Below are 26,716 nucleotides of genomic sequence, written 5' to 3'. Positions count from 1 at the left end.
CAGCCGGGTTATCCAGTAAAATCGCGCCTCCATAACTGACCTTAACTAATTTTGAGTGACTCTTGCTCGATGAAACACATTCGTAACTTTTCGATTATTGCGCACATCGACCACGGTAAATCGACCCTGTCGGACCGTCTGATCCAGACTTGCGGTGGCTTGTCCTCCCGCGAGATGCAGGCTCAGGTGCTTGACTCCATGGACCTGGAGCGCGAGCGCGGCATTACCATCAAAGCACAGAGTGTGACCCTGAACTACCAGGCACAAGACGGTAACACCTATCAGCTGAACTTTATCGACACCCCGGGCCACGTAGATTTCTCCTACGAAGTCTCCCGCTCGCTGGCGGCCTGTGAAGGGGCGCTGCTGGTGGTGGATGCCGGTCAGGGGGTTGAGGCACAGACTCTGGCCAACTGCTACACCGCCATGGAAATGGCGTTGGAAGTGGTGCCGGTGCTGAACAAGATTGACTTGCCTGCGGCCGAGCCGGAGCGGGTTGCTGAAGAGATCGAAGATATCGTCGGTATCGATGCGATCGATGCGGTGCGTTGTTCTGCCAAAACCGGTCTCGGTGTTGACCTGGTGCTGGAAGAGATCGTTGCGCGTATCCCGCCACCGGAAGGTGATCCGGATGCCCCGCTGCAGGCACTGATCATCGACTCTTGGTTCGACTCCTATCTGGGGGTGGTGTCTCTGGTGCGGGTCAAGAACGGCTCGCTCAAGAAGAACGACAAGATCAAAGTGATGACTACCGGCCAGGTATGGGGTGTCGATCGTATCGGTATTTTCACCCCCAAGCAGGTGGATACTCAAGGACTGGGTTGTGGCGAGGTAGGTTGGGTTGTCTGCGGTATCAAAGACATCCATGGCGCGCCGGTGGGCGATACTCTGACCCAAGCCAAGAACGGTGCTGACAAGCCACTGGCGGGTTTCAAGAAGGTCAAGCCGCAGGTTTATGCCGGTTTGTTCCCCATCTCCAGCGATGATTACGAGTCGTTCCGTGACGCCCTCGACAAGCTCTCCCTGAACGATGCCTCCCTGTTCTTCGAACCGGAAAGCTCCACAGCACTGGGCTTTGGCTTCCGTTGCGGCTTCCTCGGTATGCTGCACATGGAGATCATCCAGGAGCGTCTGGAACGCGAATACGATCTGGATCTGATCACCACTGCACCGACCGTGGTCTATGAGATTGAGCTGAACAATGGCGATACGATCCATATCGACAGTCCGTCCGCAATGCCGCCGGTTAACAATATCAAAGAGATGCGTGAGCCGATCGCCGAGTGCAACATCCTGCTGCCGCAAGAGTACATGGGTAACGTCATTACCCTCTGTATCGAGAAACGGGGCGTGCAGACCAACATGGTCTACCACGGCAATCAGGTTGCATTGACCTATGACATCCCGATGGCAGAAGTGGTGCTCGACTTCTTCGACCGCCTGAAATCCACCAGTCGTGGCTACGCCTCGCTGGATTATGGCTTCAAGCGTTTCGAAACCTCCGAGATGGTTCGTCTGGACATCATGATCAACGGTGAGCGGGTTGACGCGCTGGCCATCATCACCCACAAGGAGAACGCCCAGTATCGCGGTCGCCAGGTGGTTGAAAAGATGCGTGAGCTGATCCCCCGTCAGATGTTTGATATCGCCATTCAGGCATCCATCGGCAACCAGATCATCGCGCGCAGCACCGTCAAGGCATTGCGTAAGGACGTAACCGCCAAATGCTACGGTGGTGACGTGAGCCGGAAGAAGAAACTGCTGAACAAGCAGAAAGAAGGTAAGAAGCGGATGAAGTCTGTTGGCCGTGTTGACGTGCCACAGGAAGCCTTCCTCGCGATTCTCCATGTCGGAAAGGACTAAAAATAGATGGCAAGCACGTTTTCCCTGATCCTGGTGGTGGTCTGTGTGATCACCGGTTTTATCTGGTGTCTGGACAAGATGATCTGGTCCAAACAGCGAGCCGCCAAGATTGCCGTGGCCCGTGCCCATGGTGGCGCTCATCTGGATGAAAAAACGCTGGCCAAGGTTGCCCCCGTGCCGGTCTGGATTGAGCAGACTGCCGGGATCTTCCCGGTGATCACCTTTGTGCTGATCCTGCGTTCGTTCATCTTTGAACCGTTCCAGATCCCGTCAGGTTCCATGATGCCCACCTTGCTGGTGGGCGACTTCATCTTGGTGGAAAAGTTTGCCTATGGCCTGCGGGATCCGGTGACCAACACCAAATTCCTCGAAACTGGCGAGCCGGTGCGTGGCGATGTGGTGGTGTTCAAGTATCCCCTTGAGCCGCGCGTTGACTACATCAAGCGGGTGGTTGGCATGCCGGGTGATCGGATCATCTATCGCAACAAAGAGCTGATGATCCGGCCGCGCTGTGCTGAAGCAGGTGGCGAGGAGCAGGAAGGGAAAACGTGCCCGGGCTTTACCAAGCTCGACATCAAGTTTGAACAAAGAGGCGAATTTACCCAGATGGGGATCCCCCTTGACCGCTATACCGAGCAGTTGGGTGATGTTTCTCACGAGACCCTGCGCAACCCGCTGATGCCGGATCTGGTTGGTCGTTACTATCGCCAGCCCGGCACTTATCCTGATGAGTGGGTGGTACCGAAAGGGCAGTACTTCGTGATGGGCGATAACCGTGACAACAGTACCGACAGCCGTTTCTGGGGCTTTGTGCCCGAGCAGAATCTGGTCGGCAAGGCGGTCGCTATCTGGATAAGTTTTGAATTTGAGCGCGAAGAAGGCTCCCTGCTGCCAAGTTGGGTACCGACAGGGGTGCGCTTCAACCGCATTGGCGGAATCAAGTAAATGAATATCAAGATGAACAGACTGCAGTCCCGTCTCGGGCATGTCTTTCAGGATCAAGAGTTGCTGACCCGCGCATTGACACATCGCAGCGCCGGTTCTCGTCACAACGAGCGACTGGAATTTCTGGGTGACTCCATTTTGAGCCTGGTGATTGCTGATGCGCTGTTCCACCGCTTCCCGCAAGCGGCAGAAGGGGATCTCAGCCGCATGCGTGCCACTCTGGTACGTGAAAAAACCCTGGCCGAACTGGGCCGGGAGTTTGACCTCGGGGATCATCTGATCCTCGGGCCAGGTGAACTCAAGAGCGGTGGTTTTCGCCGTGAATCCATTCTGGCTGACACGGTCGAGGCGGTGATTGGTGCCGTCTATCTGGATACGGATCTTGAGGTGGTGCGGACACTGCTGCTGAGCTGGTACGCCAGCCGTCTGGACGAGATCAAGCCAGGTATCGAGCAGAAAGATCCCAAGACCCGCCTGCAAGAAATTTTGCAGGGAACCCGCAAATCCCTGCCGACCTACACAGTGACTAACGTCAAGGGTGAGGCCCACAACCAGGAGTTCACCGTCCAGTGTGACGTGGAAGGTCTGGATGGTCCGCTCAAAGGGGTTGGCACCAGCCGCCGCAAGGCCGAGCAGGCCGCGGCGCAGCAAGCGCTGGACAAATTGTCATGACAGGTACGTCTGATTCAAAAAGGCGCTGTCTTTTAACACCACAAGCTTTGGAACAACTGTCATGACAGATACTACCTACTGCGGCTTTGTCGCCATCGTGGGCCGCCCTAACGTGGGCAAGTCCACCCTGCTCAACAAGCTGCTTGGCCAGAAGGTCAGCATTACCTCGAAAAAACCCCAGACCACCCGTCACCGGATTTTGGGGATCGATACCGATGAGAACTATCAGACCATCTTTGTTGATACTCCGGGTCTGCACATCGAAGAGAAGCGGGCCATCAACCGCTTGATGAACCGTGCCGCCACCAGTTCGCTGGGAGATGTGGCCATGGTGGTATTCATGGTTGACGGTACCCATTGGACCAAGGATGACGAGATGGTGCTTGGCAAGTTGCGTCACTTGCCTTGCCCCGTGGTGCTGGCGGTCAACAAGGTCGATAACGTCAAAGAGAAAGAAGACTTGCTGCCCCACCTCGAGTGGCTGGGTCAGCAGATGAATTTCTCCCACATCCTGCCCATCAGTGCCGAGAAGGGCACCAACGTGGAGAAGATCCGCGAGTGGGCCAAGGATCTGCTGCCGGAAAACAACCACTTCTTCCCGGAAGATTACGTGACCGACCGTTCGTCACGCTTCATGGCCTCAGAAATCATCCGTGAGAAGCTGATGCGTTTCACCGGTGAGGAGCTGCCCTACTCGGTGACGGTGGAGATCGAACGCTTCAAGGTGGAAGAGAACGGCCTCTACCACATCCACGGCCTGATCCTGGTGGAGCGCGATGGTCAGAAGAAGATGGTCATCGGCAACAAGGGCGAGAAGATCAAGACCATAGGTACCGAAGCACGCCTCGACATGGAACGACTGTTCCAGAACAAGGTGCACCTCGAGCTGTGGGTTAAGGTCAAGTCCGGCTGGGCTGATGACGAGCGCGCCCTGCGGAGTCTCGGCTACGGTGACGATTAAGTGGCGTTGATGGATTGCTGAGCCCGGCTTTCGTCATCCACAGTCGGCCCTATCGGGAGACCAGCCAGCTGGTCGAAGTATTCACCCAGGATAGTGGCCGATTTACCCTGGTGGCTCGCGGTTCTCGCGGGCCACGCTCCCCTCTCAAGGGGCTGCTGCAACCCTTTACCCTGCTCACCATCGCCTGGCGCGGCAAGGGGGATCTCAAGAACCTTACCCAGGTCGAATGCCCCGACCACTCCCTGCGACTCGGGGGCGACCGCCTCTTCTACGGCCTCTATCTCAACGAGCTGGTCTACTACCTGCTGGAAGCGCACACCCCGTTCCCCGAAGTGTTCGACGCCTATGCCCGTGCCATCATGGCGCTGGCCGATGGCGAGACGCCGGAGCTGCCCCTGCGCCGCTTCGAGTTTCTGCTGCTGCAGGCGCTGGGCTATGCGGTGGATTTCGAATACACGGCGGACGATGAGTCGCCTATCGAGCCGACCCTGCTCTATGGCTTCGAGCGTGAATTGGGCTTTGTCGCTTGCGAGCGGGCGCCGGATCCCCGTACCCTGTTTCTCGGTGCCCACCTGCTGGCCTTTGCCGAGGGACGGTTCGATGCCCCTCCCTTGCTGCAGGCGGCCAAACGTTTCAGCCGACTGGCACTGCAACCCTATCTGGGCAAGCGTCAGTTAAAGAGCCGGGAGCTGTTTTTAAAACGCCGGAATAGCTTGGGTTAACCGCTCTGCGGCGTTACCCGACACGGTAAGAATGTTACCTACGTCCGATTACGCTGCGCTAATCGAACCGACGAGCTGATATACGGATATTCGCGCGGTAGCCGCGCAGTCAACAGATGAAGAGTTTCAAGGAGTTCTCAATGAGTGAAATCTATCTGGGTGTGAACATCGACCATATTGCCACCCTGCGCAACGCCCGTGGCACCCAGTATCCGGATCCGGTACAGGCCGCCTTCGTGGCCGAGCAGGCTGGTGCCGATGGCATCACCGTGCATCTGCGTGAAGATCGCCGCCACATCACCGACCGCGACGTGGAGATCCTGCGTCAGACTATCCAGACAAGAATGAACCTGGAGATGGCAGTGACCGAAGAGATGATCGGCATCGCCTGTCGCATCAAGCCCCACTTCGTCTGTCTGGTGCCGGAGAAGCGCACCGAAGTGACCACCGAGGGCGGCCTGGATGTGGCTGGCCAGCTGGCCAAGGTGACTGACGCCGTGACCCGTCTCTCTGCCGTGGGTGCCCAGGTATCGCTCTTTATCGATGCCGATCCCCTCCAGATCGATGCGGCTGCCGAAAGCGGCGCACCCTTTATCGAGATCCACACCGGCCGTTACGCTGACGCCACCACGGATGCCGAGCGCAACGCCGAGTTCAAGCGCATCGCCGCCGGAGCCTCCTATGCCGCTGGCAAGGGCTTGAAGGTCAATGCCGGTCACGGCTTGCACTACCACAACGTCAAAGCCATCGCCGCCATCCCCGAGCTCTATGAGCTCAACATTGGCCACGCCATCATCGGCCGCGCCGCTTTCGACGGTCTTGCCAAGGCCGTCAGCGATATGCGCCTGCTGATGCAGGAAGCCCGTCAGGGGATCTGATCCGCTAGACAGGCCGCGGCCTGAGACCGGCTGCTAGAAATAACAAGGGACGCCACGGCGTCCCTTTTGCATAGTGTTCAACCACCTTGATATTTATTTGACGGGAGTCAGCTCCATTGTGATGAGCTCCAGTGGTGCCAGTTTGATGATCACCCCCTCGTTGATGGAGGTGGGGACGGTGGTGTTATTGCCATAGAGTGGCTTGATATTGAATTTTTTAGCCTCTCTATCAGGTACTTCAAGTTGGCTAGTTGGCTCCAGGAAAAACTGTTGGGGTTGGCTCGAAGGGTTACGCAAGGTAATAAAGGATTTTTCAGCACTCCAAGCTCCCCATCCGTAAATTTCCAATTGGGTTGGATCACCACCAATCCAGTGACTATCGACCATGACCGACTTGTTTTGCTGTGACCAAAGCGCAGCCTGCGCCAATAGATCCCAGTTCTCTTTGCTCAGCAGTTCAGGAGTGATATAGAGCTCCTGCAACTGGGTTCCACTGGCAAAGTAGCTCCAGGCCTGATCGGCAAAATCTTGCGGAGATTGTTTATCTAGATGCTTGGCTTGCTTGGCATAGACCAGCCCGTGCAGCATCAAGGAATTCAGCGGGAACAAGGGGCCATTCTTGACGATGGAGCGATAAGTTTCCGCATCCCGATAAGTAATCCATTGCTGCACCATTGTGCCTGGACCATAGAAATTGATGTCATCACCACCACGCCAGATGGAGTCTGCGAAGAACAGCCATGAAGGGGATGCAGTTGTGCCTGTAGTTAGGTTGATGAAAACATCTTTGTTCGCGGTTCGAGCATCTTCAATCAGGTGAATGGCGGCATCAAAATCGCTGGTGAATTGGCTTCCTTTGATCAATTTGTCCGCATTGCCAGTGCCATCGAACTTGAAGTGGGTAACCCCTTGATCCTTAATGAGTGACATCACTTTCTGATGAAAATTTTTGTAGTAGACAGGGCCGGAGAGGGCGAACCGACCATCGCTTAGTTCATAACCGAATTCAGCTGCGTGAGAAACCCGTTCATCCCTCGGTTTGTTGTAACCGCCCCAAGGTGAAAACCAGATGCCGAGTTGGGCGTGGTATTTTTCGGCGGCAGTTTTCAGCTTGCTGAAACCATTTGGAAAGTCTTTGCTGAATCCCCAATTACCTTTGCGGTCATCCCATCCGTCGTCAAGCAGGAAACCACTCATGGGCACGCCACGTTTGGTGACCAACTCCTCCCCAAACTGATTGATCCGGGTGAGAGCTTCTGCTTCGGTATATGGGTTGAAGAATCCGATGTCGAGCCAGGAGTTGTAGTGCAGATAGGGGGAATAGGGCCGATCTCTTGCCACATTCAGGAATTTATTGAAATCACGCCTGAGTTGCCCCGGGCCAAAGGTGCCAATATAGCTGGTGTAGGTAAGTGGCTTATCTGCCTCCAGGGGTAATGGAACCAGCGCTGTCTGGGTGACGCCACCTTCATAGGCCCTGGTATTGATCAGTGGACTTTGTGGGGTGATGAAAAAACTGTCACTGATGATCGGCGAACTGTTGATCGAGCCATACACGAAGGGAGCCTGGGTATTGAAAGGTAACAGACTAAACGCTCCGATCCGCTGGCCATCATGCAAGGCTTGCAGTGACCAGGAAACGGTGGAATAAGCGTGGGAATCATCAAGAGATAGTGCACTGCTCACCATGAAATCATTATTTTTTAATGTGATGTTGATGCTTCCATGTTCTTCTTCAAAGCGGTCCACGACAAAATCTGTTGAGGGAGTCAATTTGTCATCGGTACCTTTAATCGCAAACAGCTTGTCTGTCCGGATCACATCTCCATTCTGATGGTTGGTGAAGGCAATCGTGGTTAATTTTCCATCTTGAGTTTCAACCTCTACCGTCATCCGGTTGCCTTTAAGGATTAAAGTCTCAGCTTGTGCCCCTCCCGAAAGAGCCATCATGACCATCATGGCTATCGTTGTTTTTTGCATATGTTTCCCCTTACGTAGAGCCGTGTTGGGCTCAATTGTCGATGAGTCGATAAGTGAGGCTAGAAGCGCGGCCTCCCTGAATAGGGATCATCAGGAACTCTGCCTGTTTGACCGATGAGGCATTGTTTCTGGTTGTTTGGTGCCCATGATGCAGGCATCAGGTGCTCACAGCCTGAAGAGAGCTTGGCGGGAACAATATGCGCTCCCGCCATAGAGTGATTTATGTATTCTTACTACTGGCTATATTGCTCAGCCCATATGCCCAAACGATGCAGTGCTTCCTTGAGCAATTGGTGAGAGGTGCCGATATTTATACGAACATAAGACTCGCCATCGCTTACGTAATGCGATCCATCTTCAACGATAACACCAGCCTCTGTTGCCCATTGTTTGGTAATATCAGTTGCATTCATTCCGCTTCCGGTTGTATTTACCCAGACCAGATAAGAGGCATTCATTGGCATGACCTTGAAATCTGGTAGATGTAGCTTAAAATAGTCGTCAAGCAGATTGTAGTTTTTTCGTAAATAGCTATTTAGCTCAGCCAGCCAGTCATCACACTCGTTATATGCAGTAATAATTCCCCACAGACCAAACACGTTTGGTGACGTAATTGAATTTCGTTCCAGTTGTGCTTTGAATATCTCTCTTATCCTGGGGTTTGGAATGATGCTGTAAGATGTTTTTAACCCTCCTAAATTGAATGCCTTGTTGGGTGAGCTCATCAACATCATGTTATTGAGGTAATTTTCATCCAATGCCAGGAAAGAGATAAAATCGCCATCAATAATATGTTCCGCATGTACTTCATCAACCATCATTAGCACGTTATAACGAAGGCATATGTCTGCAACCGCCTCAAGCTCGGTCTGGCTCCATATCCTCCCCGATGGGTTGTGGGGTGAGCAGAGGAAGTAGACCTTGGGTCTGTTGCTAATGATCTGCTCTTCCAGCTTCGCCAGATCGATCTGGTACCGCCCGTTGCTGAGCGCTAGCGAGTTGGCGATAACCTTGACCCCCTGTCTTTCGGCTGCTTTGGCAAAGGGATCGTAGACCGGGGTGTTCATGATGATGCTGTCGCCCGGTTGGCAAAATGCTTGCACTGTGTAGTGCAGGGTAGAGACGGTGCCATAGGAGAGGGTGATCCACTCCCGTTCCACAGCGACCTTGTGGTGGCGCGCCTGGAAGTTGACGACCGCCTCATAGAAGTCATCGATGCTGTGGGTGTAGCTGAAGGTACCCCAGCTGATGATTTCGCGGAATTTGCGAGCCACGGCTGGCGGTGATTTGAAATCCATATCGGCAATCCACATGGGAATGCTGTTGGCAGGGACGGGGCCAAACCTGTTCTCAATCATATTGAGGTCCCACTTTCGGCATTTATCGCTGATGCGGTCTGCCAGTACGTCGAAACAGGAGTGTCGTTCGTTAGCAGAGGGAGTGGGGAGGCGTAAAGCCTCCCGATCGTTACAGCAGAGCATCGAGATTATCCTTCACGGTTTGAACCTGAGCACCAATAATTACCTGGACACTGTGCTCATCGATTTTGACAACGGAGAGGGCACCAGCTTGTTTCAGCACATTCTCTTGCAGTTTGTTCATGTCATGCACAACCAGTCTTAAGCGGGTCACGCAATTATCAAGACTGACGATATTCTCTTTACCACCCAAAGCATCAAGGATAACGACCGGGTCATGTTTTTGGATCAAGGAGTCCTCCATGCCGTCCCTTCCCGGGGTCTTGATATCGTATTTTTTGATGTACCAGTAGAAGACGCAGAAATATATTGCTGACCATACCAATCCAATCGGAATGATGAGATACCACTTAGTCTGCCAGCCCTGCATTATGCCAAAGATAAGCAGGTCCAGTGCACTACCATCAGTATTTCCAATAGTCACGCCACACATCGCGACAACAAATAGTGCTGCGCCAGTCATGAATACATGAAACAGGTAGAGCATCGGTGCAACGAACAGGAACAAAAACTCTATGGGTTCAGAAATGCCGGTCACGATAGAGACAAGCACTCCAGAGATAATCAGGCTCTTTATCTTGGTTCTATTGCCAGGCGTCGCTGCCATATACATAGCAAGTGCTGCGGCAGGCAAGCCAAATATAAAGGTTGGCATGAATCCTTGGGACAGAAAGGCTGTCGCAGCTGGGCTGATCTGTTCTCCGGATTTCAGTTGGGCAAAGAAAATGTTGAGCGCTCCGGAAATAGTCTCGCCATTGACCAGTTCTGTGCCGCCTGCCGGAGTGAATCGCACCATGGCCAGCATAATGTGATGCAAGCCGAGGGGCTTGAGCAGGTTGATCGCCACACCATAAAGAAATGCGCCAAAAGAACCTGCGGAAATAATAACATTTCCGACCGCAGTAATGCCCATGGCGACGTAATGCCAGAACAGTGGCATAGCAAGGCCAATCAAGGAAAGGGTTAGTGCTGTAATAATGGGAACAGAACGCAGGCCACTGAAGAAAGAGAAGGCATCATGCAGTTTCAGGTTGTAGAAACGACTATGAATGAAGTAGGTCACAATCCCTGAAACAATGCCTCCCAATACACCCATGGACAGCGTCTGTATCCCCATAACCATCGCCTGGCCTGCCAGCTTGATATTTTCCGGTGCGGCAAGTTGGTTGGTGCTGGAGAGATAAAAGTTGATCCCGATATTCATCGCCATGTAGCCAACGAAACCGGAATAGGCTGCAACTCCCTTGTTTTTTTCGCTCAACCCCATCGGAATACCGATGGCAAACATGATGGGCAAATAGGTAAAACCAAAGCTTCCTACCGTTGCCACCAGATTGAAGATGAGCTGGGTATACTCGCCACCAAGAAAAGGAAAGTTATCTATGGTTGAGGGGCTAGTGATGGATGAACCCACCCCCAGCAATAAACCCATGAATGCCATCAGAGATACTGGGAACATAAATGTCTTCCCTAAACTCTGGGCAAATTCCCATACCTTATTTCGCAAGGATGTTTGAGCCATCACTATTATCTCCCAGACCTGTTACTGTGATTTTATTGTTATCAGATTTTGTTATCACTCATACACATGCGGATTTTCGCTTCGACCACCTCTTCCATGGCTGCCATGGCGGGCACCAGATACTGACGCGGGTCGCTGGCATCAGGGTGACTGCCAAGGAAGGCTTTCATGGCATCGGCGAAGGCGATCTTCAGTTCGGTCGCTACGTTGACCTTACAGATCCCGAGTTCGATACAGCGGCGGACATCCGCTTCCGGCACACCTGAGGCGCCGTGCAGTACCAGCGGAATATCAACCTGCTCGCGGATCGCGGCGAGGCGGGCGAAGTCGAGGCGGGGCTCCTCCTTGTAGAGGCCGTGGGCGGTGCCGATGGCAACGGCCAGCGAGTCGATACCGGTACGGCGGACAAACTCGGCCGCCTTCAGCGGATCGGTAAATTTGGCATTAGCAGCATCGACGATGAGGTCATCTTCCTGGCCGCCCAGCTGGCCCAGTTCGGCTTCGACACTGGCGCCCATGCGGTGACAGTAGGTAACTACGCTACGCACTTTTTCGATGTTCTCTTCAAACGGAAAGTACGAGGCATCGATCATGGCCGAGCGAATACCCGCTTCGACCTTGTTATGGATGTCCTGCTCGTCTTCGTGGTGATCCAGATGCAGCACTAGCGGAATGCGGTACTCATGGGCAGCTGCCTGACAGATGGAGACCAGATACTCGACCCCGGCATGGCGATAAGTGCCCGGGGTGCCAGCCAGGATCACCGGAGAGCGCATGCGAGCTGCGGTACGAGCGACCACCTGGACGGTTTCCAGGTTGTGGATGTTGAAAGCAGGCACGGCGTAACCGCGACGCTGGGCATCTTTAAGCATTTCATGGGAAGAGATCAGATACATAGTGACTCCTGAGCGTCCTGATTGACGCGAGATCCTGAGAAAAGGGGGGCGAAGTGGACGGGGTCTATCTCCCGACCAGCAACCCAGATGTGTTGTTGATTGAGTTCAGTAGTGAGGGCGAGCAGGTTGGCCTGTTTACCGATTGCCAGCGAACCGAGACGATCGGCAATACCGAGCATCTTTGCCGGGGCCAGTGATGCCATCCGGATGGCATCGGCAAGCGGGACGTCTGCCAAATTGACCATGTTGCGCACGGCATCTAGCAACGTGAGGGTACTACCGGCCAGGCCGCCGGCCTCGGTGCGCACCACACCCTCTTTCATTTCGACCCGATAGTTGCCCAGCAGGTAGTGACCATCTGGCATACCTGCGGCACGCATCGCATCCGTAATAAGGAGCAGACGCTCACCGGCGCAGCAGTGGCAGAGTTTGAGCACGCTTGGATGGACATGATGACCATCGGCGATCAGCTCCAGCCAGGCAGCGGGATGGACCAGACCCGCGCCCACCATGCCGGGCTCGCGGTGGTGCAGTCCCCGCATGCCGTTGAAACAATGCACCAACCCGGAGGCGCCCGCCGACAGCGCCGCCATAGTAGTGTCGTGATCCGCCGCCGAGTGGCCCAGCATCACCCGCACGTCGTTGGCGGCGAGATGGCGAATGGCCGTGATGGCATTGGGCTTTTCCGGTGCCAATGCCACCACTTTCAGGGTGCCGCGAGCCAGCTGTTGCAGATGGTTAAGCTCGGCAACGTCCAGCTCCCGAAACAGCGCCTGATCGTGGGCCCCCTTGTTGGCCGGTGTAAAATAGGGCCCTTCCAGATAGCAACCGAGCAGCTCGGCGCCCGGCATGCCGCTGGCAACGCCATCGGCAATGCGGGCAAGGGCCAGCTCAATCTCGGGTAGCGGAGCGGTGACCGTAGTCGCGAGAAACGCACCGACACCTTCCGCTGCCTTGGCCATCGACAGGGTGCCGAGGGCGTTGCTGTCGTTGTCCATGACATCCACCCCGGCGCCGCCGTGGACATGACCATCGATCAGGGCCGGGACCAGCAGATCGACATCCCGCACCGGATCACCATCTGTGATAGGGGCGATAGCGGTGATGATGCCCCCTTGGTGGATGAGCTCCTGATGCTCCAGCCAGCCCTGCTCGGTCAGCAGGCGGTGAGCACGGATCCGTGAAGCCATTTAAATGCCCTCCTCGACCAGGCTTGCTTCTGCTTGGCGATCTTTTTGCATTTCATCCGCCAGCGAGGTGAGGCCCCGGTGGCCGCAAGTGAGAGCTTGCAAACGGAACTCGTGGGCGCTGAGCCCGTCTCGTTCCAGCACCATCTCCAGCAGTAGCTGCAGGTTGGTACCGGTAACGACTTCCCGATTGCTTTGGCGTAATGCCAGGGTAGAGGCAACCCGAAACGGGGTTCCGCCGAGCAGGTCGGTCAGGAAGACCACGCCATCCCCCTTGTCGATCTCTGCCAGCGCCGCTTCGTACTGCGCCTGCAGCAGAGCGGTGGTGGAGCTCTCGGGAAAGTCGATGGCGATAACGGCTTCCTGTTCGCCGAGGATCTGGAGCATGGCGCGATTCAGACCGCTGGCGAAACCGCCATGACCGCAAATGATGATGCCCAACATAGTCTGTTCCTTTACTGCAAAGGGGCCGGCCCACAGCCGGCTCCGGATTAGAGGAAACCGGCGAACTTGCCGACGATACCGAGTACCACAGTGATGACGATGAGGCGCAGCGGGCTCCAGCCCTTGCGGATCAGGGCATACATCGCCAGGGTGTAGAGCAGCGGCAGGAAGGCGGGCATCAGCTTGTCGAGCACATCAGCCTGCAGTTTGACGACGGCATCACCGGCGGTGATCTCAAGCGTGGTGCCGAGGCGCACATAGGTGGCTACCAGAGCGCCAATGACCGTCATGCCGACAATGGAGGCGGCATGGCCCACCTTGCGGGTGTTGGCCTTGATCACCGGAATGGCAGCTACCCCCATCCGATAGGCGTAGTGAGCCAGGCCAAAACGCAGACCGAAGTGCACCACGTTGAACAGCAGGAAGAAGAACACGGCGCCCATGATGGAGCCTTGTAGCGCCAGATCTGCCCCGATGCCACCGCAGATGGGGAGCAGCGTGAGCCAGAACATAGCATCACCAATCCCGCCGAGCGGTGCACCGACAGCAATCTTGGTGCTCTGGATGCTGTTGACGTTCTGTTTGGAGCGCTCCATCGCCAGCACAATCCCCATCACGAAGGTGACCAGGAAGGGGTGGGTATTGAAGAAGCCCATGTGTCCTTTCATTGCCCGTGAGAGATCCCGAGGATTGGTGTGGATCTTCTGTAGTGCGGGCAGCAACCCATAGAGCCAGCCCGAGGCCTGCATCCGCTCATAGTTGAAGGAGGCCTGCAGGAGCAGGGAGCGCCAGGCAAAGCGATTGATATCCTGCTTGGTCAGTTCGGCGCCCAGTTGCTGATCTTCATAGGTGTCGTCAGAAGGGGCATGAGACGGTTGTGGTTCGACTGCCGAGATGACCCGGGCTGCGGTGTTGTTAGATGCCATCTTCAGTTTCCTCCTGGACAGGACGAGCTTGCGGGGTGGTGGTGCGCATGAAGTCGATTAGGGCCATGGCCAGTGCGGCGGCAGCGATAGCCAGTACCGGTAGCTGGAGCCAGGCTGCAGCAACGAAGCCGAGGATGAAGTAGGGGATGTAGACGTTCTTCATCATGATTTTGAGCAGCACGGCAAAACCGATGGCAGGCATGATGCCGCCAGCAACACCGAGGCCGTCAATCAAGCGGGCTGGCAGTACATCGATGGCCGCTTTGGCGTGCTCGGCCCCGAAGTAGGTGGGCAGAAAGGCGCAGAGAAAGTAGAAGGTGCCCAGTGTCAGCAGCGCCAGATAGTTGACCCGCTCGATCCCTCGGGTATCACCCGCTTCAGCCATGCGATCACAGCGAGACATGACTCCCGACATTACCGAGAAGAGGAAGGTGATCCCCATCTGGACTGCAACGGCGAAGGGAACTGCAACCCCGACCGCCACATCCGGCTTGACCCCGGTAGTGATGGCGAAGGTGGCACCGACTATGGTGCCGATGATGACGTTGGGTGGCTGCGCGCCCGCCAGCGGCGCCAGCCCCATCCAGACCAGCTCCAGAGTACCGCCTACCAGAATACCGGTGGGCAGGTCGCCGAGGATCAGGCCAACCAGCGGCCCCAGTACGACGGGCCGGTGGAAGTGGGTCAGGCCATTGAACAGGTCTAGTCCGGCAAAGAATGCCAAAACCCCCAGTAGAAGCCCTTGTAATAAACTGATTTCCATCACAATTGTCCTTAATCAGAGCAAATTGAAAATGTCCTGTGCCGGTTCGGTCGGCACTCCCTGGACAAAGCACTCGATGCGGGCGTCCTGCAGGGCGCGAAACGCAGTGATGTCCTGTTCGTCCACAGATACGGTCTTGTGGATTTGGCGTTTGCCATCGGCGTAGTGCATGTTGCCGACGTTGATACGGGAGATGGGGACACCTCCCTGAACCAGGGTGTTGAAGTCGCTAGGATTTTTGCAGACCAGCAGAATTTTCTGGCGATCCGCCGCCTTGTGGATGTTGTCGATCACCTTCTGGAGCGGCCAGAACCGCACCGCAATCCCTTCGGCCAGCACCATCTCCATCAAGTTCTGCTGGATGGGGTCATTGGCCACCTCGTCATTGGCGACCAGCACCAGATTGGCACCAGCGAAGCCTACCCATTGCACACCAACCTGGCCGTGGATCAGACGCTCATCGATCCGGCTCAATACAATGTTTGGCATCATCAGGCTCCTTTTTGGTGAAACGGGTAGATATTGACCCCTTGTACGACCCGGTTGACTTGTCCTGTCGGGCAGGGATTGTCCGGGCTGATGCCAAGGCTCAGCGAGGTATGGAAGGCATAGAACTGGGCATAGAGCAGGTAACAGAAGGCGAGCTGGGCGTCATCACCTTGCAGGGTGTGGGGCAGATAGATGTGCTCACCCTCCTCGATACGGGGATCATGCTGGTCAGCAATGGCGACCACCCGGGCTGCCTGTCCATCAGCCCGCAGTTCGCGCAGCAGGTCCAGATCATATTGACGGGTATAGGGGTCGTTGGAGATGAGCTGGACGATCAGAGTCTGTGCATTGACGACGGATTTGGGGCCATGGCGAAAGCCGGTGGGAGAGTCAAACATGGCGACCAGTCGGCCACCAGTCAATTCCAGCAACTTGAGGGCTGACTCCTGGGCAACCCCTTGTAGGCTGCCGCTGCCAAGATAGATGACCCGTTGTGGCAGCGGTTCATTCCATGCTGGTACCCGCTGAACAACCTGCTCAAGGATCGCTTCACTGACGTCAGCCAGTCGTGCGCAAACCTGCTGGTTGAACTGGTTCGGCAGGAAGACGGCAAGACAGCTCAGCATCATGCTGGTGAGGCTGCTGGTCATGGCGAAGCTGCGATCATTGGTTTGGGGCGGCATCAGCAGGGCCAGAGAGTGGGCATCTTGCTGGCAGCGGCGATAGAGTGCCCCTTCGCCATTACAGGTGAGCACCAGATGATGGCAGTTGCCGAGCAGTTGGCTGGCGAGCTCAACGGCGGCAACGCTTTCTGGGCTATTGCCTGAGCGAGCGAACGAGATGAGCAGAGTCGGGCAATCCTCGGCCAGATACTCGGCCGGATCGGTGACTATATCGGTGGAGGCAATCGCCTCGAACCGGGCCTTCAAGTGGCCAGAGAGGTAAGGGGCCAGCGCTCGTCCGGCAAAGGCAGAGGTTCCAGCACCGGTCAGGATCACCCGCAGATTGCCATGGGAGCGCAGAGGGGCAAGAAAGCGATCCAGCGCATTGCGGCACTCCTCCACCATGGCAAGGGTCTCTCGCCAGGTGGCCGGTTGTTGCTCTATTTCACGGGCTGTCGCCAGGCCGTTGGCCGTGCGCAGCATCTCTTCTGAATAACCAAGGATCATGTCTACAACTCCTTAAACAACAGGGTCAAGCTGGGAAGGACAGGGGCAGGCTGTGCCGCAGGCGTTGGCATAGCTGCGCAACACCTCCTGCACCTGATCGAGAATGAGCTCATGGGGATTGGCCGCCAGCGTGCCTTGACGTACCTTGCGGTACTGCAGGGGCAGATGCTGGCTGAGTAGTGGCAAGGGGATGGGCTCTGCGGCCAGGTTGGTGAGCAATCTGGCATAGCACTCATCGACGCGCGCATCGGGCCAGTAGTAGCGAATGCGGTCTGAGTAGCTGTAACCGCGCGCGAGTCGGCATTCGTTTGCGTTGCCCTGATAGTGGCTGCGCCAGAAGTCGGGGCGATCCAGCATGGTCTCTTCCATCACCTGGCGCAGGCCCGAGCACGCCTTGGCGACAACCAGCTCCTCTTCGATGGCGGCAAGGGAAAACAACGCTTCACGCAATGCAAAGGTGAGGGCCGGGCCGACCTTGAGAATGGCAAAGTGGTCGCGAACCAGCTGACGATAAGCCTCGGGGGTCTGGTAATCGGTGGAGTGAGCCTCGAACACCAGATGGGGGTAGGCTTCGATCATCCGGCTCAGTGGTGCCGCTTTCGCTGATTGGTAATCGATGATGTGGGTGTGGTCAAACTCGACCCCGGGCTGGACAACGAGCCCAATGACCCGTGGCCAGATATGGGCCAGACCGACCTGAGCGAAGGCTTGCTGGTGGGCTTCCAGGGTATGGCGTGCCGCTTCCGGGGTGGTGACGGCCAGCTCGGCCAGCTCTTCATGAGCACCGCCCGGCACCGGCACCTCGGTGCCAATCACATAGACCAGATCGCTCTGGCCAAAGGTGGCCAGACAGGTTTGCTCGGCGATCTGCGCCAGACGGGCGGCCCGCACTGCGACCAGCTCATCGGTCAGCGGCACCGGGTCACCCTGACAAGACATGCTGCAATCGAGATGGATCTTCTTGAAACCGGCGGCAACATAGCAGGCAATCAGCTTTTCGGCATGGGCCATGGCCTGCTCGGCTGGCTCACCTTGCCAGCGGTTGGGCCCAAGGTGATCACCCCCGAGGATGAGTCTGTGCGCCGGAAAGTGGCACTCGGCAGCCAGTTGATAGAGGCGATCACGAAAATCGGCAGGTGTCATACCGGTATAACCACCGAACTGATCCACCTGATTGGAGGTAGCCTCGACCAGCAGCAGTTGATCCCCTTCGGCGGCCAAGCGTAAAGCGGCCTCCAGCACCAGCGGGTGAGCGGAGCAGACGGCATAGATCCCGACCGGTTCTCCCTGTTTATGTCTTTCGACCAGTGCCAGCATGGATTTCATTTTGATCTTCCTTCGTTGCTGTAGATGAAAATAGCCTTTCGCTTCCTTTTCTTTACGGTAATCTCAAGAAAAGGAAAGCGAAACAAAAGAGTCATAGGTTCTTGAAGGTGATCACAAAAAGAAAGATATCGAAACTGTTCGTGGGGATGGGAAATGCAAATATTACTATATGAAAGCTTAATGAAGGCTTGATTTGGCTCTGGTACTGCGCGTTAATATGAAACCGTAATGAAGTGAAAGTCGTTTTTCACCACAGCACTCCGGCAGAAGAGACTATGCAAACAACAGAAAAGATCGGACTCGGTACCAGTGAGCGGCGGGAGCGGATCATTCAGCAGCTGCGCAGCAATGGCAGCGTTCAGGTCAATGAATTGGCTACCCATTATCAGGTGTCGACCGTCACCATTCGCAACGATCTGGCGTTCCTCGAAAAACAAGGGGTCGCTGTACGCGCCTATGGTGGCGCCCTGTTGTGTGAACCCAATCAGGCCGTACCAGAGCGAACCATTGCCGACAAAAGCATACTCAATACGCCGGTCAAACAGCGGATCGGCGCACTGGCGGCCACACTGGTGCAACCCGGGAGTCGTCTTATCCTCGACTCGGGCACAACCACGCTGGAGGTAGCTCGTCATCTGCGCGAGCACCAGGAGATCCTGGTGATGACAAACGGCATGAACGTGGCCAATGCACTGCTGGAGGCTGAGGGGGTCGACCTGTTGATGACCGGCGGCCACCTGCGCCGCAAATCACTCTCGTTCTATGGTGCGCAGGCCGAGCAATCCCTGCAAAACTACCATTTTGACCTGCTGTTTCTCGGGGTGGATGGCATCGACCTCGAGCGTGGCATCAGTACCCATCACGATGATGAAGCGCGCCTTAACCGCTGCATGTGTCAGGTCGCCGAGCGGATCATCGTAGTCACCGATTCCAGCAAATTTGGCCGACGCAGCTTGCACAAGATTATCGATACCCCGCGTATTCATACCCTGATCACCGATGATGCTGTGCCTGCCGATATTCTTGCGGGATTACGCCATGCAGGAATCGATGTGATGTTGGTACCCGCAGGGTGAGTTTGGCGATAGTCAAAGCCTGAGCGCGAGATATAACCCAGCACAATCGGCTATAAACAGTTGATGTCAAAAGGGTTACACTGGTTGGCCCTGTGAGCTGGACGAGATTGTTATGGCGCATCCCCTGTACCACCCCGATATCACCGACCTTGAACCTGTTGCTCGCGCGGCGGGGGCGGCCATCATGGCGATCTACCGCGAGCCTTTTGCGGTGGAGTACAAGAGCGACGAGAGTCCGCTCACGGCTGCCGACAAGGGGGCGCATGAGGTGATTGTGCAGGCGCTGGCGCGACTGACCCCAGACATCCCCGTATTGTCAGAGGAGTCTGGCCCCGAGGTAATGGCAGCGCGCCACGGCTGGTCACGCTACTGGCTGGTGGACCCCCTCGATGGCACCAAGGAGTTTGTCTCCCGCAACGGCGAGTTCACCGTCAACATCGCGCTGATTGAAGAGGGGGCGCCGCGCTGGGGATTGGTCTATGCGCCAGTGCTGGACAAGCTCTGGTATGGCGGCAAGGGGCTCGGTGCCTGGCGTATTGCCGATGGCAAGCGCGAGCCCATCCAGACTCTGCCTCATCGAGAAGGAACTGCATGGCGGGTGGTGGGCAGTCGTAATCACCTGTCGCAGGAGACTCTCGATTATCTGGCCCGCTTCGGGGATATAGGGCGGGGCGAGATTGAGCTGGTCTCCATGGGCAGCTCCCTCAAGTTCTGCATCATCGCCGAGGGGGGCGCCGAGCTCTATCCGCGCCTAGCCCCCACCTGTGAGTGGGATACCGGTGCGGCGCAGGCGGTGCTGGAGGGGGCGGGTGGCAGCGTCACCCAACTCGATGGCTCACCCCTTGCCTACAACAAGCCCGACATCCTCAACCCCTGGTTTGTCGCCAGGGCGTGATCTTGCAGGTGCGCTGCGCAGCGCCCAATAAAAAGAGGCCGGAGCGGGTTGCACACCCACTCCGGCCTCTTTGCATCTGACGCGGGTTTAAAAGACTTTCTTGAACGGCTTGATGGTGACCTTGGCGTAAACACCGGCGGTCACATAAGGGTCGGCATCAGCCCAGGCTTTGGCGTCAGCTTGCGAGGCAAACTCGACGATGACGGTGCTGCCGGTAAAGCCGGCATCGGCCGGATCCTCGGCATCGATAGCCGGGTTGGGGCCAGCGGTCAGCAGGCGACCTTCATCCTGCAGCGCTTGCAGCCGGGCCAAGTGGGCAGGACGAACCTGTTTGCGCAGTGGCAGGCTATTGGGGACATCTTCGGAGTAGATGAGATACCACATGAGAGGATCCTTTTCTGATGAGGGTTATTTTTTCAGTTGCTCTTTCTGATCCGCCGGAATGTGGCGGTAGAGGTAGACGCCGCTCAGCAGGGTAAAGACCAGCGTCATCCCCAGCAGACCGAACACCTTGAAGTTGACCCACATCTCTTGCGGCATGTTGAACGCCACGTAGAGGTTGAGCAGGCCGCAGACGGTAAAGAAGCCGACCCAGCCGAGGTTGACCTTGTCCCAGACCGCATCGGGCGCTTGCAGCTCCTTGGCCAGCATCTGCTTGATCAGGTTCTTGCCAAAGCCGTAGCGGCTGATCAGCAGGCCCAGCGCGAACAGCACATTGATGATGGTCACTTTCCACTTGATGAAGGTGTCATCGTGGAAGAACACGGTGAGGCCGCCGAAGAAGCCGACCAGGATGAAGGTGAACAGCTGCATCTTCTCGACCTTGCGATAGCGCACCCAGCTGTAGAGCAGTTGCAGACCGGTCACCACCACCAGTGCGCCGGTGGCCATATAGATGTCGTAAAATTTGTAGACCGCGAAGAAAACGATAAGTGGAATAAATTCAATAAATTGCTTCATGTTTGGCGCATAGCCCTCAGAAATAGACCGCAAAATTTTGTCCAGTTTACCTGCCCGATGGGCAACGGCAAATGAATAAGACCGCCTAATTTACGTCCAGTTCCCTGGCACGGCGCTAGCCAAATAGCTGGCGGGCAAGGGGCTCGCCCAGCCGTTTTTGATCCGCCAGCAGCTCGCGGATGTGGTGCTCTTCGATAAGCGGGTTGAGCAGCACAGCCCGCAGCAGGGTGACCGGCTGGGCACCGTAGCGCTCCACCGCCCGCTGGGTGCGGGAGACAAAGCTGTGCCCCTCGGCCCGCTGGGCTTTTTGCAGGGCCACGTTGAAGTCGTTGATCTGCGCGTTGGCTGCTTCATCCAGCGCTTTGCCCTGCAGGTGGGGCGGGATGCAGCGGTAGGAGAGCAGGTTCATCACCGGTGCCGACATCAGCTCGAAGGCAGGGTCGCTGGCGATGAGCTCGGCCATCAGTCGGGCGCGGTCGTAGTTGGCCTCGATGAGGTGGGCGTACCCCTGCTGGCCAAACAGCTGGAAGGCGGCATCCAGATAGAGGGCGTTGGCCGGGCGGGTACCCTCCAGCGTGAAGCGCCCCTGATCGAACGAGGTGGCACGAATGGCGTAGGGGGCCTCTCGCTTGACCGCCATCATCAGATCGGGCTGGCGGCAGAGCAGCATGCCGGTACCGAGCGGCACCAGCAGTTGCTTGTGACCATCCAGCGTGACGGTATCGGCCCGCTCGATCCCGGCCAGCAAGTTTTGATAGCGGGGGGAGAAGAGGGTCGGGCCGCCCCAGGCGGCGTCCACATGAAAATGGATCTGCTCGCGCTCGGCGATGGCCGCCAGCTCCGGCAGCGGATCGATGGAGCCAAAGTCGGTGCTGCCCGCCACGCCAACCAGCGCCAGCACTTTGAGCTTCTGTTCTTTGCACTGGAGCAGCGCCTGCTCCAGTACAGCCAGACTGAGCCGGTTCTGCTCGTCGGTCTCAAGGCGCCAGACGCTGCGGGCACCCAGTCCCAGCAGATCCATTCCCTTGTCGAAGGAGTAGTGCATCAGCCGGGAGCCCAGAATGACGGCGCCGCGATAGCCTTGCTCATAGAGGGCGAACAGATTGTCGCCGCAGGCGCGGTTGCGGGCCAGCCACAGCGCCGTGACGTTGGCGATGGTGCCGCCGCTGGTCATGACGCCGAGGGCGGCATCCTTGGCATGCATCTGCTCGCCGTAGAAGGCATCGTCCCTGCCATAGATGAGGCGGTGCAGCTTGGCCAGCACCTCCCGCTCCAGAAAGCTGAGCAGGCGGGAGGACTCCATCTTCATCGGATTCTGGTTCAGCATCACCAGCAGACGCGATAGCTCGGCGGTATAGGCTGGCAGTGGTGCTGTCATATGGCCCATGTAGCGTGGCGAGGTGAGGTGAGAGGCACCGGGCACCAGGGTGGCCAGCCGTGCCAGATAGTGCTCGATGGAGAGGCCGACCGCAGGCATGCGGGATTGATCTAGCTGGTGGGTGAACTGGTCGTGCTGGTAGGGGGCCTGACTGTCATCCGAGTGGTGAAAATGTGCCAGCATAGCGCTCATTGCGTCGCCAAAGGCGGCATCCGGTTGTGTAAACAGCTCAGTCAACTTCATCAGGTTCTCCAGACCAGGTCACCGGGTAGGTGTCTATGCCACTTGTCTCGGGCATCGGCGGCAGAGCATACACCAAAGGTTGGCAGGTGGCAGCCACCCCATTTTTTAAGCGAACACTTGTACTCTGAAATGGTGCTGGGTAGAGTGAGCCCATTAAAGCTGGAGTAAACGATATGAGTGGCGTGACAGATTATTCTCCCCGTGAAGAGTTAGCCAACCGGCTCAGCCACGGATTGGGATTGTTGCTGGGGGGGATCGGCCTGGTGCTGTTGCTCATCAAGGGCTGGGGGCAGGGCACGCAGGCGCTGGTGAGTTACAGCCTCTATGGCGGTAGTCTGGTGCTGCTCTATCTGGCATCGACCCTCTATCACAGCATGGCTGAAGGGCGGGCCAGACGCTGGTGCAAGGTGTTTGATCACTGCGCCATCTATCTGCTGATTGCCGGTACTTACACCCCCTTCCTGCTGGTGGCCCTCGATACGCCGCTGGCGAAAGGGTTGATGGTGGTGATCTGGGGCCTGGCGCTGGCCGGGGTGGTGTTCAAGCTGGTGTTCATCAACCGCTTCAAGAAGTTGTCGCTGTTTACCTACCTGATGCTGGGCTGGCTGTCACTGGTGGTGATCTACCAGCTCTACATCCATCTGGCCGGGGAGGGGTTGCTGCTGCTCGGACTCGGCGGCCTGATCTACAGCCTCGGTGTCATTTTCTATGTGGCCAAGCAGATCCCCTACAACCACGCTATCTGGCACCTTTTTGTGTTGGGCGGCAGTGTTTGTCACTTTATGGCCATTTATGGCTATGTCGCTTGAGTAGCCCTTAATTGGTATTTTTAGCGCGTAAAAAGGATAAATTCGTGCGGTATCACACAGTTGGCGTCAGCGTTTGCTGACAAGCTAGGGACAGTTCAATTCGCAAAGGATGCACGAAATGAGTGATATCGCGCTTTCCATCAGCATGTTGTCGCTGGTGGCAGTGCTAGGGCTCTGGCTGGGAAACTGGCGAGTCTATGGCGTTGGTCTGGGGATAGGGGGAGTGCTGTTCGGCGGCATCATTGTGGGTCATTTCGCTGGTGCTTCCAATCTCGCACTGGATGCACAAACCCTTCACTTCATTCAAGAATTTGGTTTGATCCTGTTTGTCTATACCATCGGTATTCAGGTCGGGCCGGGCTTCTTCGCGTCATTGCGCAGTTCGGGTCTCAAACTCAATGCCTTTGCCGCCCTGCTGGTTATCCTTGGCTGCGTGGTGGCCGCCGGATTGCATCAGCTGTTCGATGTGCCGTTGCCGGTCATTCTGGGGGTCTTCTCCGGTGCCGTTACCAATACGCCATCCCTCGGTGCGGGCCAGCAGATCCTGGCCGAGCTGGGCGCTGCGCCCGGTTCGACCGGCCTGATGGGGATGGGCTATGCGGTCGCCTATCCATTCGGCATCTGTGGCATTTTGCTCACCATGTGGCTGGTTCGGGTGTTCTTTCGCATCAAGATCGACGATGAAGCCGCCCAGTTCGAGCAACAGACTGGTAAAACCAAGGAGAGTTTGCAGACCATCAACATCGCGGTGCGCAACCCCAATATGCACGGCTTGATGTTGAGCGAGATCCCGAGTCTCGATGAGTCGGATGTGATCTGCTCTCGCCTCAAGCGGGGTGAGGAGCTGATGGTGCCGCGGCCTGATTCCCGCATCGAGCTGGGTGACTTGCTCCACCTGGTGGGTGAACGCCATGCGCTGCATAAGGTGTTGCTGGTGTTGGGGGAGGAAGTGGAGACCTCGCTCTCGACCCGGGGCACCGATCTGCGTGTCGAGCGGGTAGTGGTGACCAACGAGCAGGTTCTGGGCAAGAAGATCCGCGATCTTGACATCAAACAGCGCTATGACGTGGTGATCTCCCGTCTTAACCGCGCCGGTATCGAGTTGGTGCCAACCAGCCAGACCAGTTTGCAGTTTGGTGACATCCTTAATCTGGTGGGACGCCTGGAGGCGATCGAGGCGGTTACTAATGTGGTCGGCAACGTGCAGCAAAAACTGCAACAGGTGCAGATGTTGCCGGTATTTATCGGGATTGGCCTCGGTGTGCTGCTCGGCTCCATCCCCTTCTATCTGCCCGGTTTCCCGGCTGCCCTCAAATTGGGTCTGGCGGGGGGGCCGCTGGTGGTGGCGCTGATCCTGTCGCGGATCGGCAGCATCGGCAAGCTCTACTGGTTCATGCCCCCCAGTGCCAACCTGGCGCTGCGGGAGATCGGTATCGTGCTGTTTCTGGCCGTGGTGGGCTTCAAGTCGGGGGCCGGTTTTATCGATACCCTGATCAACGGTGATGGCCCGGCCTGGATGCTCTACGGCATAGCGATCACCCTGATCCCGCTGCTGGTGGTCGGTGTGCTGGCACGCCTCTACGGCAAGATGAATTACCTCACCTTGTGCGGCTTGCTGGCAGGCTCCATGACTGATCCTCCCGCGCTGGCCTTTGCCAACGCCATGCACCCGACCAGTGGTGCCAGTGCACTTTCATACGCCACTGTCTACCCGCTGGTGATGTTCCTGCGGATTATCTCGCCACAGCTGCTGGCTATTATCCTCTGGGCTGGCGCCTAGGGTTAATCTAAACAGGAGCATGCCTTGTCATGCTCCTGTCACTGTTTTGTAATGTATTGATAAATTAGGTTTTTACCCTTCCGACCTTGCCATTTCATACCCTCCTGCCTGGCTGAAAGATTCAGCTTCAAATCAGTCTATCCTTTCGAATTTTCGAGCTGGTTATTTTTGCCATCTATATGCACAGTAGGCTGTGGCTTATTGCATTCAAATCAGGATTCAGGAGAGAACATGATTACTAACACCGTTACCATGGAACAGGGCATCACCATTACCCAACTCAAAGGGCAGGCTTATCAGATTGCTGCCGATGGCAGTCAAAAATTGTTGGCTGAAGGTGATGTATTGCCGAAAGGTGCAGTGATCATGTCGCCGGATGGTGCCAGCTTTATGGGTGGCGGACAGTCATTCAATGTGCAACCGGCCAGCGAGCAGAGTGAGCCCGCAGAAGAGGGGGATGCCCCCCAGCTGGCGCAAAACGGTGCCGCCGGTACTCCTGATGAGATCAATGCCTTGCAACAGGCGATTTTGGGCGGCGCTGACCCGACCCAGGCCTTTGAAGCCTCTGCAGCAGGCGGTGCACCTGCCGCTGGTGGTGGCGGTATTGGTGGTGTCGCCGGAGCCAGTGGCAACGGCGGGTTTGTCACCATCGACCGTACCGGTTCTGCAACCATTGCCGAAGCCACTTTCGATACCACCTATAACGCCACTGGCGAGCCACCGCTTGGCGCTGCAGGAGAAGATGATCCTCTGTTTACATCCGCCAACCTTGTCTTGAGTGCAGATACACAGGTGAGCGAAGGTGGGCTTATCACCTTTACCGCGACACTTGATGAACCTGTTTTTGGTTCTGACTTGGTTATTTCGCTGTCCAATGGTGCAGTGATTACCATTCCCGTCGGGCAGAGTTCCGGTTCGGTCACTGTTGCTGCTCCGGCAGACAGCCCTTATGTCGATCCGTCAACGATCACCGTTTCGATTACCGGTACTCTGGGCGGTGGTTTCAACCAGATCATCACCAGCCCTTCAACGACCACCCAGATTAACGACACTGTCGACACCACCACTGTGACCCTGGGCGCCCCGGCGCAGGTCAACGAAGGGGGCCAGATCACCTACAGCGCCAGCGTCAACAACGCCCCACAGAGTGACCTGGTTCTGACCCTGTCCAATGGCTCCAGCATCACCATCAAGGCGGGCGAGCTGAGCGGCAGCGTGACGGTCGATGCCCCGAGCGACGATGTGTACAAGGATGGCAGCAGCCTGACGGTGAGCATAACCGGCAGCAGCGGTGGCAATTACGAGCAGCTGGACACCAGCAGCAAGGTGACCACCGAGGTGGGCGACTCCGTGG

Annotated in this window: 25 protein-coding genes; 11 read left to right on the top strand and 14 right to left on the bottom strand. The window is 56.6% G+C overall.

The window, feature by feature from the left end; translation table 11 throughout:
• Window positions 1–69 precede the first annotated feature (69 nt).
• The 6 genes from lepA to pdxJ all read left to right on the top strand — a co-directional run bounded on the left by lepA (window position 70) and on the right by pdxJ (window position 6,041).
• Window positions 70–1,863, top strand: a complete 1,794-nt coding sequence (gene lepA, locus BN1135_RS10650; protein ID WP_042020936.1) for a translation elongation factor 4 — start codon at window positions 70–72, stop codon at window positions 1,861–1,863.
• 6 nt (window positions 1,864–1,869) lie between these two features.
• The gene (lepB, locus tag BN1135_RS10645; RefSeq protein WP_042020935.1) at window positions 1,870–2,808 is read left to right on the top strand and encodes a signal peptidase I; all 939 of its coding nucleotides are present in this window, start codon (window positions 1,870–1,872) and stop codon (window positions 2,806–2,808) included.
• The gene (gene rnc / locus BN1135_RS10640; protein ID WP_042020934.1) at window positions 2,809–3,480 is read left to right on the top strand and encodes a ribonuclease III; all 672 of its coding nucleotides are present in this window, start codon (window positions 2,809–2,811) and stop codon (window positions 3,478–3,480) included.
• Window positions 3,481–3,541: 61 nt separating this feature from the next.
• Window positions 3,542–4,441 carry a GTPase Era gene (era, locus tag BN1135_RS10635; protein WP_042020933.1) on the top strand — a complete coding sequence of 300 codons (900 nt, stop codon included), beginning with the start codon at window positions 3,542–3,544 and terminating at the stop codon, window positions 4,439–4,441.
• 14 nt (window positions 4,442–4,455) lie between these two features.
• Window positions 4,456–5,163, top strand: a complete 708-nt coding sequence (gene recO / locus BN1135_RS10630) for a DNA repair protein RecO (protein ID WP_042020932.1) — start codon at window positions 4,456–4,458, stop codon at window positions 5,161–5,163.
• Between the two features lie 140 nt (window positions 5,164–5,303).
• The gene (gene pdxJ / locus BN1135_RS10625) at window positions 5,304–6,041 is read left to right on the top strand and encodes a pyridoxine 5'-phosphate synthase (protein ID WP_042020931.1); all 738 of its coding nucleotides are present in this window, start codon (window positions 5,304–5,306) and stop codon (window positions 6,039–6,041) included.
• A 93-nt stretch (window positions 6,042–6,134) separates the two neighbouring features.
• On the opposite strand, the gene BN1135_RS10620 is transcribed toward pdxJ, so the two are convergent.
• The 11 genes from BN1135_RS10620 to kbaZ all read right to left on the bottom strand — a co-directional run bounded on the left by BN1135_RS10620 (window position 6,135) and on the right by kbaZ (window position 18,221).
• On the bottom strand, window positions 6,135–8,021 hold the full coding sequence (locus tag BN1135_RS10620; protein WP_042020930.1) for an alpha-galactosidase: 1,887 nt from the start codon (window positions 8,019–8,021) through the stop codon (window positions 6,135–6,137).
• Window positions 8,022–8,254: 233 nt separating this feature from the next.
• Window positions 8,255–9,502 (bottom strand): MalY/PatB family protein, encoded by a 1,248-nt coding sequence (locus BN1135_RS10615; protein ID WP_082186776.1) that lies wholly within the window; start codon window positions 9,500–9,502, stop codon window positions 8,255–8,257.
• A complete protein-coding gene (gene malX / locus BN1135_RS10610) occupies window positions 9,489–11,021 on the bottom strand; it encodes a maltose/glucose-specific PTS transporter subunit IIBC (protein WP_042020929.1) in 1,533 nt (510 codons plus the stop codon). Before malX ends, BN1135_RS10615 begins: the two co-directional genes overlap by 14 nt.
• Before the next feature lie 41 nt (window positions 11,022–11,062).
• Window positions 11,063–11,917: a tagatose bisphosphate family class II aldolase gene (locus tag BN1135_RS10605; RefSeq protein WP_042020928.1), complete on the bottom strand. Its 855-nt coding sequence runs from the start codon at window positions 11,915–11,917 to the stop codon at window positions 11,063–11,065.
• Entirely contained in the window at window positions 11,908–13,107 is a 1,200-nt protein-coding gene (nagA, locus tag BN1135_RS10600; RefSeq protein ID WP_042020927.1) for an N-acetylglucosamine-6-phosphate deacetylase, read from the bottom strand. The genes BN1135_RS10605 and nagA overlap by 10 nt, the downstream gene beginning before the upstream one ends.
• On the bottom strand, window positions 13,108–13,548 hold the full coding sequence (agaF, locus tag BN1135_RS10595; RefSeq protein WP_042020926.1) for a PTS galactosamine/N-acetylgalactosamine transporter subunit IIA: 441 nt from the start codon (window positions 13,546–13,548) through the stop codon (window positions 13,108–13,110). It abuts the gene before it with no gap.
• A 47-nt stretch (window positions 13,549–13,595) separates the two neighbouring features.
• Complete coding sequence (gene agaE, locus BN1135_RS10590) at window positions 13,596–14,474, bottom strand: PTS N-acetylgalactosamine transporter subunit IID (protein WP_042020925.1); 879 nt, start codon at window positions 14,472–14,474, stop codon at window positions 13,596–13,598.
• Complete coding sequence (gene agaW, locus BN1135_RS10585) at window positions 14,464–15,237, bottom strand: PTS N-acetylgalactosamine transporter subunit IIC (protein WP_042020924.1); 774 nt, start codon at window positions 15,235–15,237, stop codon at window positions 14,464–14,466. Before agaW ends, agaE begins: the two co-directional genes overlap by 11 nt.
• Window positions 15,238–15,252: 15 nt before the next feature.
• Window positions 15,253–15,726, bottom strand: a complete 474-nt coding sequence (gene agaV / locus BN1135_RS10580) for a PTS N-acetylgalactosamine transporter subunit IIB (RefSeq protein WP_042020923.1) — start codon at window positions 15,724–15,726, stop codon at window positions 15,253–15,255.
• A 2-nt stretch (window positions 15,727–15,728) separates the two neighbouring features.
• Window positions 15,729–16,895, bottom strand: coding sequence for an SIS domain-containing protein (locus tag BN1135_RS10575; RefSeq protein ID WP_042020922.1), 1,167 nt, complete (start codon window positions 16,893–16,895; stop codon window positions 15,729–15,731).
• 12 nt (window positions 16,896–16,907) lie between these two features.
• Window positions 16,908–18,221 (bottom strand): tagatose-bisphosphate aldolase subunit KbaZ, encoded by a 1,314-nt coding sequence (kbaZ, locus tag BN1135_RS10570; RefSeq protein ID WP_042020920.1) that lies wholly within the window; start codon window positions 18,219–18,221, stop codon window positions 16,908–16,910.
• Window positions 18,222–18,496: 275 nt separating this feature from the next.
• On the opposite strand from kbaZ, the gene BN1135_RS10565 reads away from it, so the two are divergent.
• Entirely contained in the window at window positions 18,497–19,297 is an 801-nt protein-coding gene (locus BN1135_RS10565) for a DeoR family transcriptional regulator (protein ID WP_042020919.1), read from the top strand.
• Window positions 19,298–19,409: 112 nt separating this feature from the next.
• Window positions 19,410–20,192 (top strand): 3'(2'),5'-bisphosphate nucleotidase CysQ, encoded by a 783-nt coding sequence (gene cysQ, locus BN1135_RS10560; RefSeq protein ID WP_139245268.1) that lies wholly within the window; start codon window positions 19,410–19,412, stop codon window positions 20,190–20,192.
• Between the two features lie 87 nt (window positions 20,193–20,279).
• Here the strand turns inward: cysQ and BN1135_RS10555 are convergent, their stop codons facing one another.
• The 3 genes from BN1135_RS10555 to BN1135_RS10545 form a co-directional block, all read right to left on the bottom strand.
• Window positions 20,280–20,576 (bottom strand): YciI family protein, encoded by a 297-nt coding sequence (locus BN1135_RS10555; protein WP_042020917.1) that lies wholly within the window; start codon window positions 20,574–20,576, stop codon window positions 20,280–20,282.
• A 24-nt stretch (window positions 20,577–20,600) separates the two neighbouring features.
• Complete coding sequence (locus BN1135_RS10550; protein WP_042020915.1) at window positions 20,601–21,152, bottom strand: septation protein A; 552 nt, start codon at window positions 21,150–21,152, stop codon at window positions 20,601–20,603.
• Between the two features lie 115 nt (window positions 21,153–21,267).
• Entirely contained in the window at window positions 21,268–22,773 is a 1,506-nt protein-coding gene (locus tag BN1135_RS10545) for a pyridoxal-dependent decarboxylase (RefSeq protein WP_042020913.1), read from the bottom strand.
• 173 nt (window positions 22,774–22,946) lie between these two features.
• On the opposite strand from BN1135_RS10545, the gene trhA reads away from it, so the two are divergent.
• The 3 genes from trhA to BN1135_RS10530 form a co-directional block, all read left to right on the top strand.
• A complete protein-coding gene (gene trhA / locus BN1135_RS10540; RefSeq protein WP_042020911.1) occupies window positions 22,947–23,582 on the top strand; it encodes a PAQR family membrane homeostasis protein TrhA in 636 nt (211 codons plus the stop codon).
• Window positions 23,583–23,700: 118 nt separating this feature from the next.
• Entirely contained in the window at window positions 23,701–25,362 is a 1,662-nt protein-coding gene (locus BN1135_RS10535) for a putative transporter (RefSeq protein ID WP_042020909.1), read from the top strand.
• Window positions 25,363–25,593: 231 nt separating this feature from the next.
• The coding region (locus BN1135_RS10530) for a retention module-containing protein (protein ID WP_052443826.1) at window positions 25,594–26,716 on the top strand (1,123 nt) is incomplete at its 3' end.

Origin of the sequence: Aeromonas sobria, assembly GCF_000820145.1 — a bacterium.
GTDB classification, from domain to species: domain Bacteria; phylum Pseudomonadota; class Gammaproteobacteria; order Enterobacterales; family Aeromonadaceae; genus Aeromonas; species Aeromonas sobria.
This window is presented reverse-complemented; position numbering and strand designations above follow the sequence as displayed.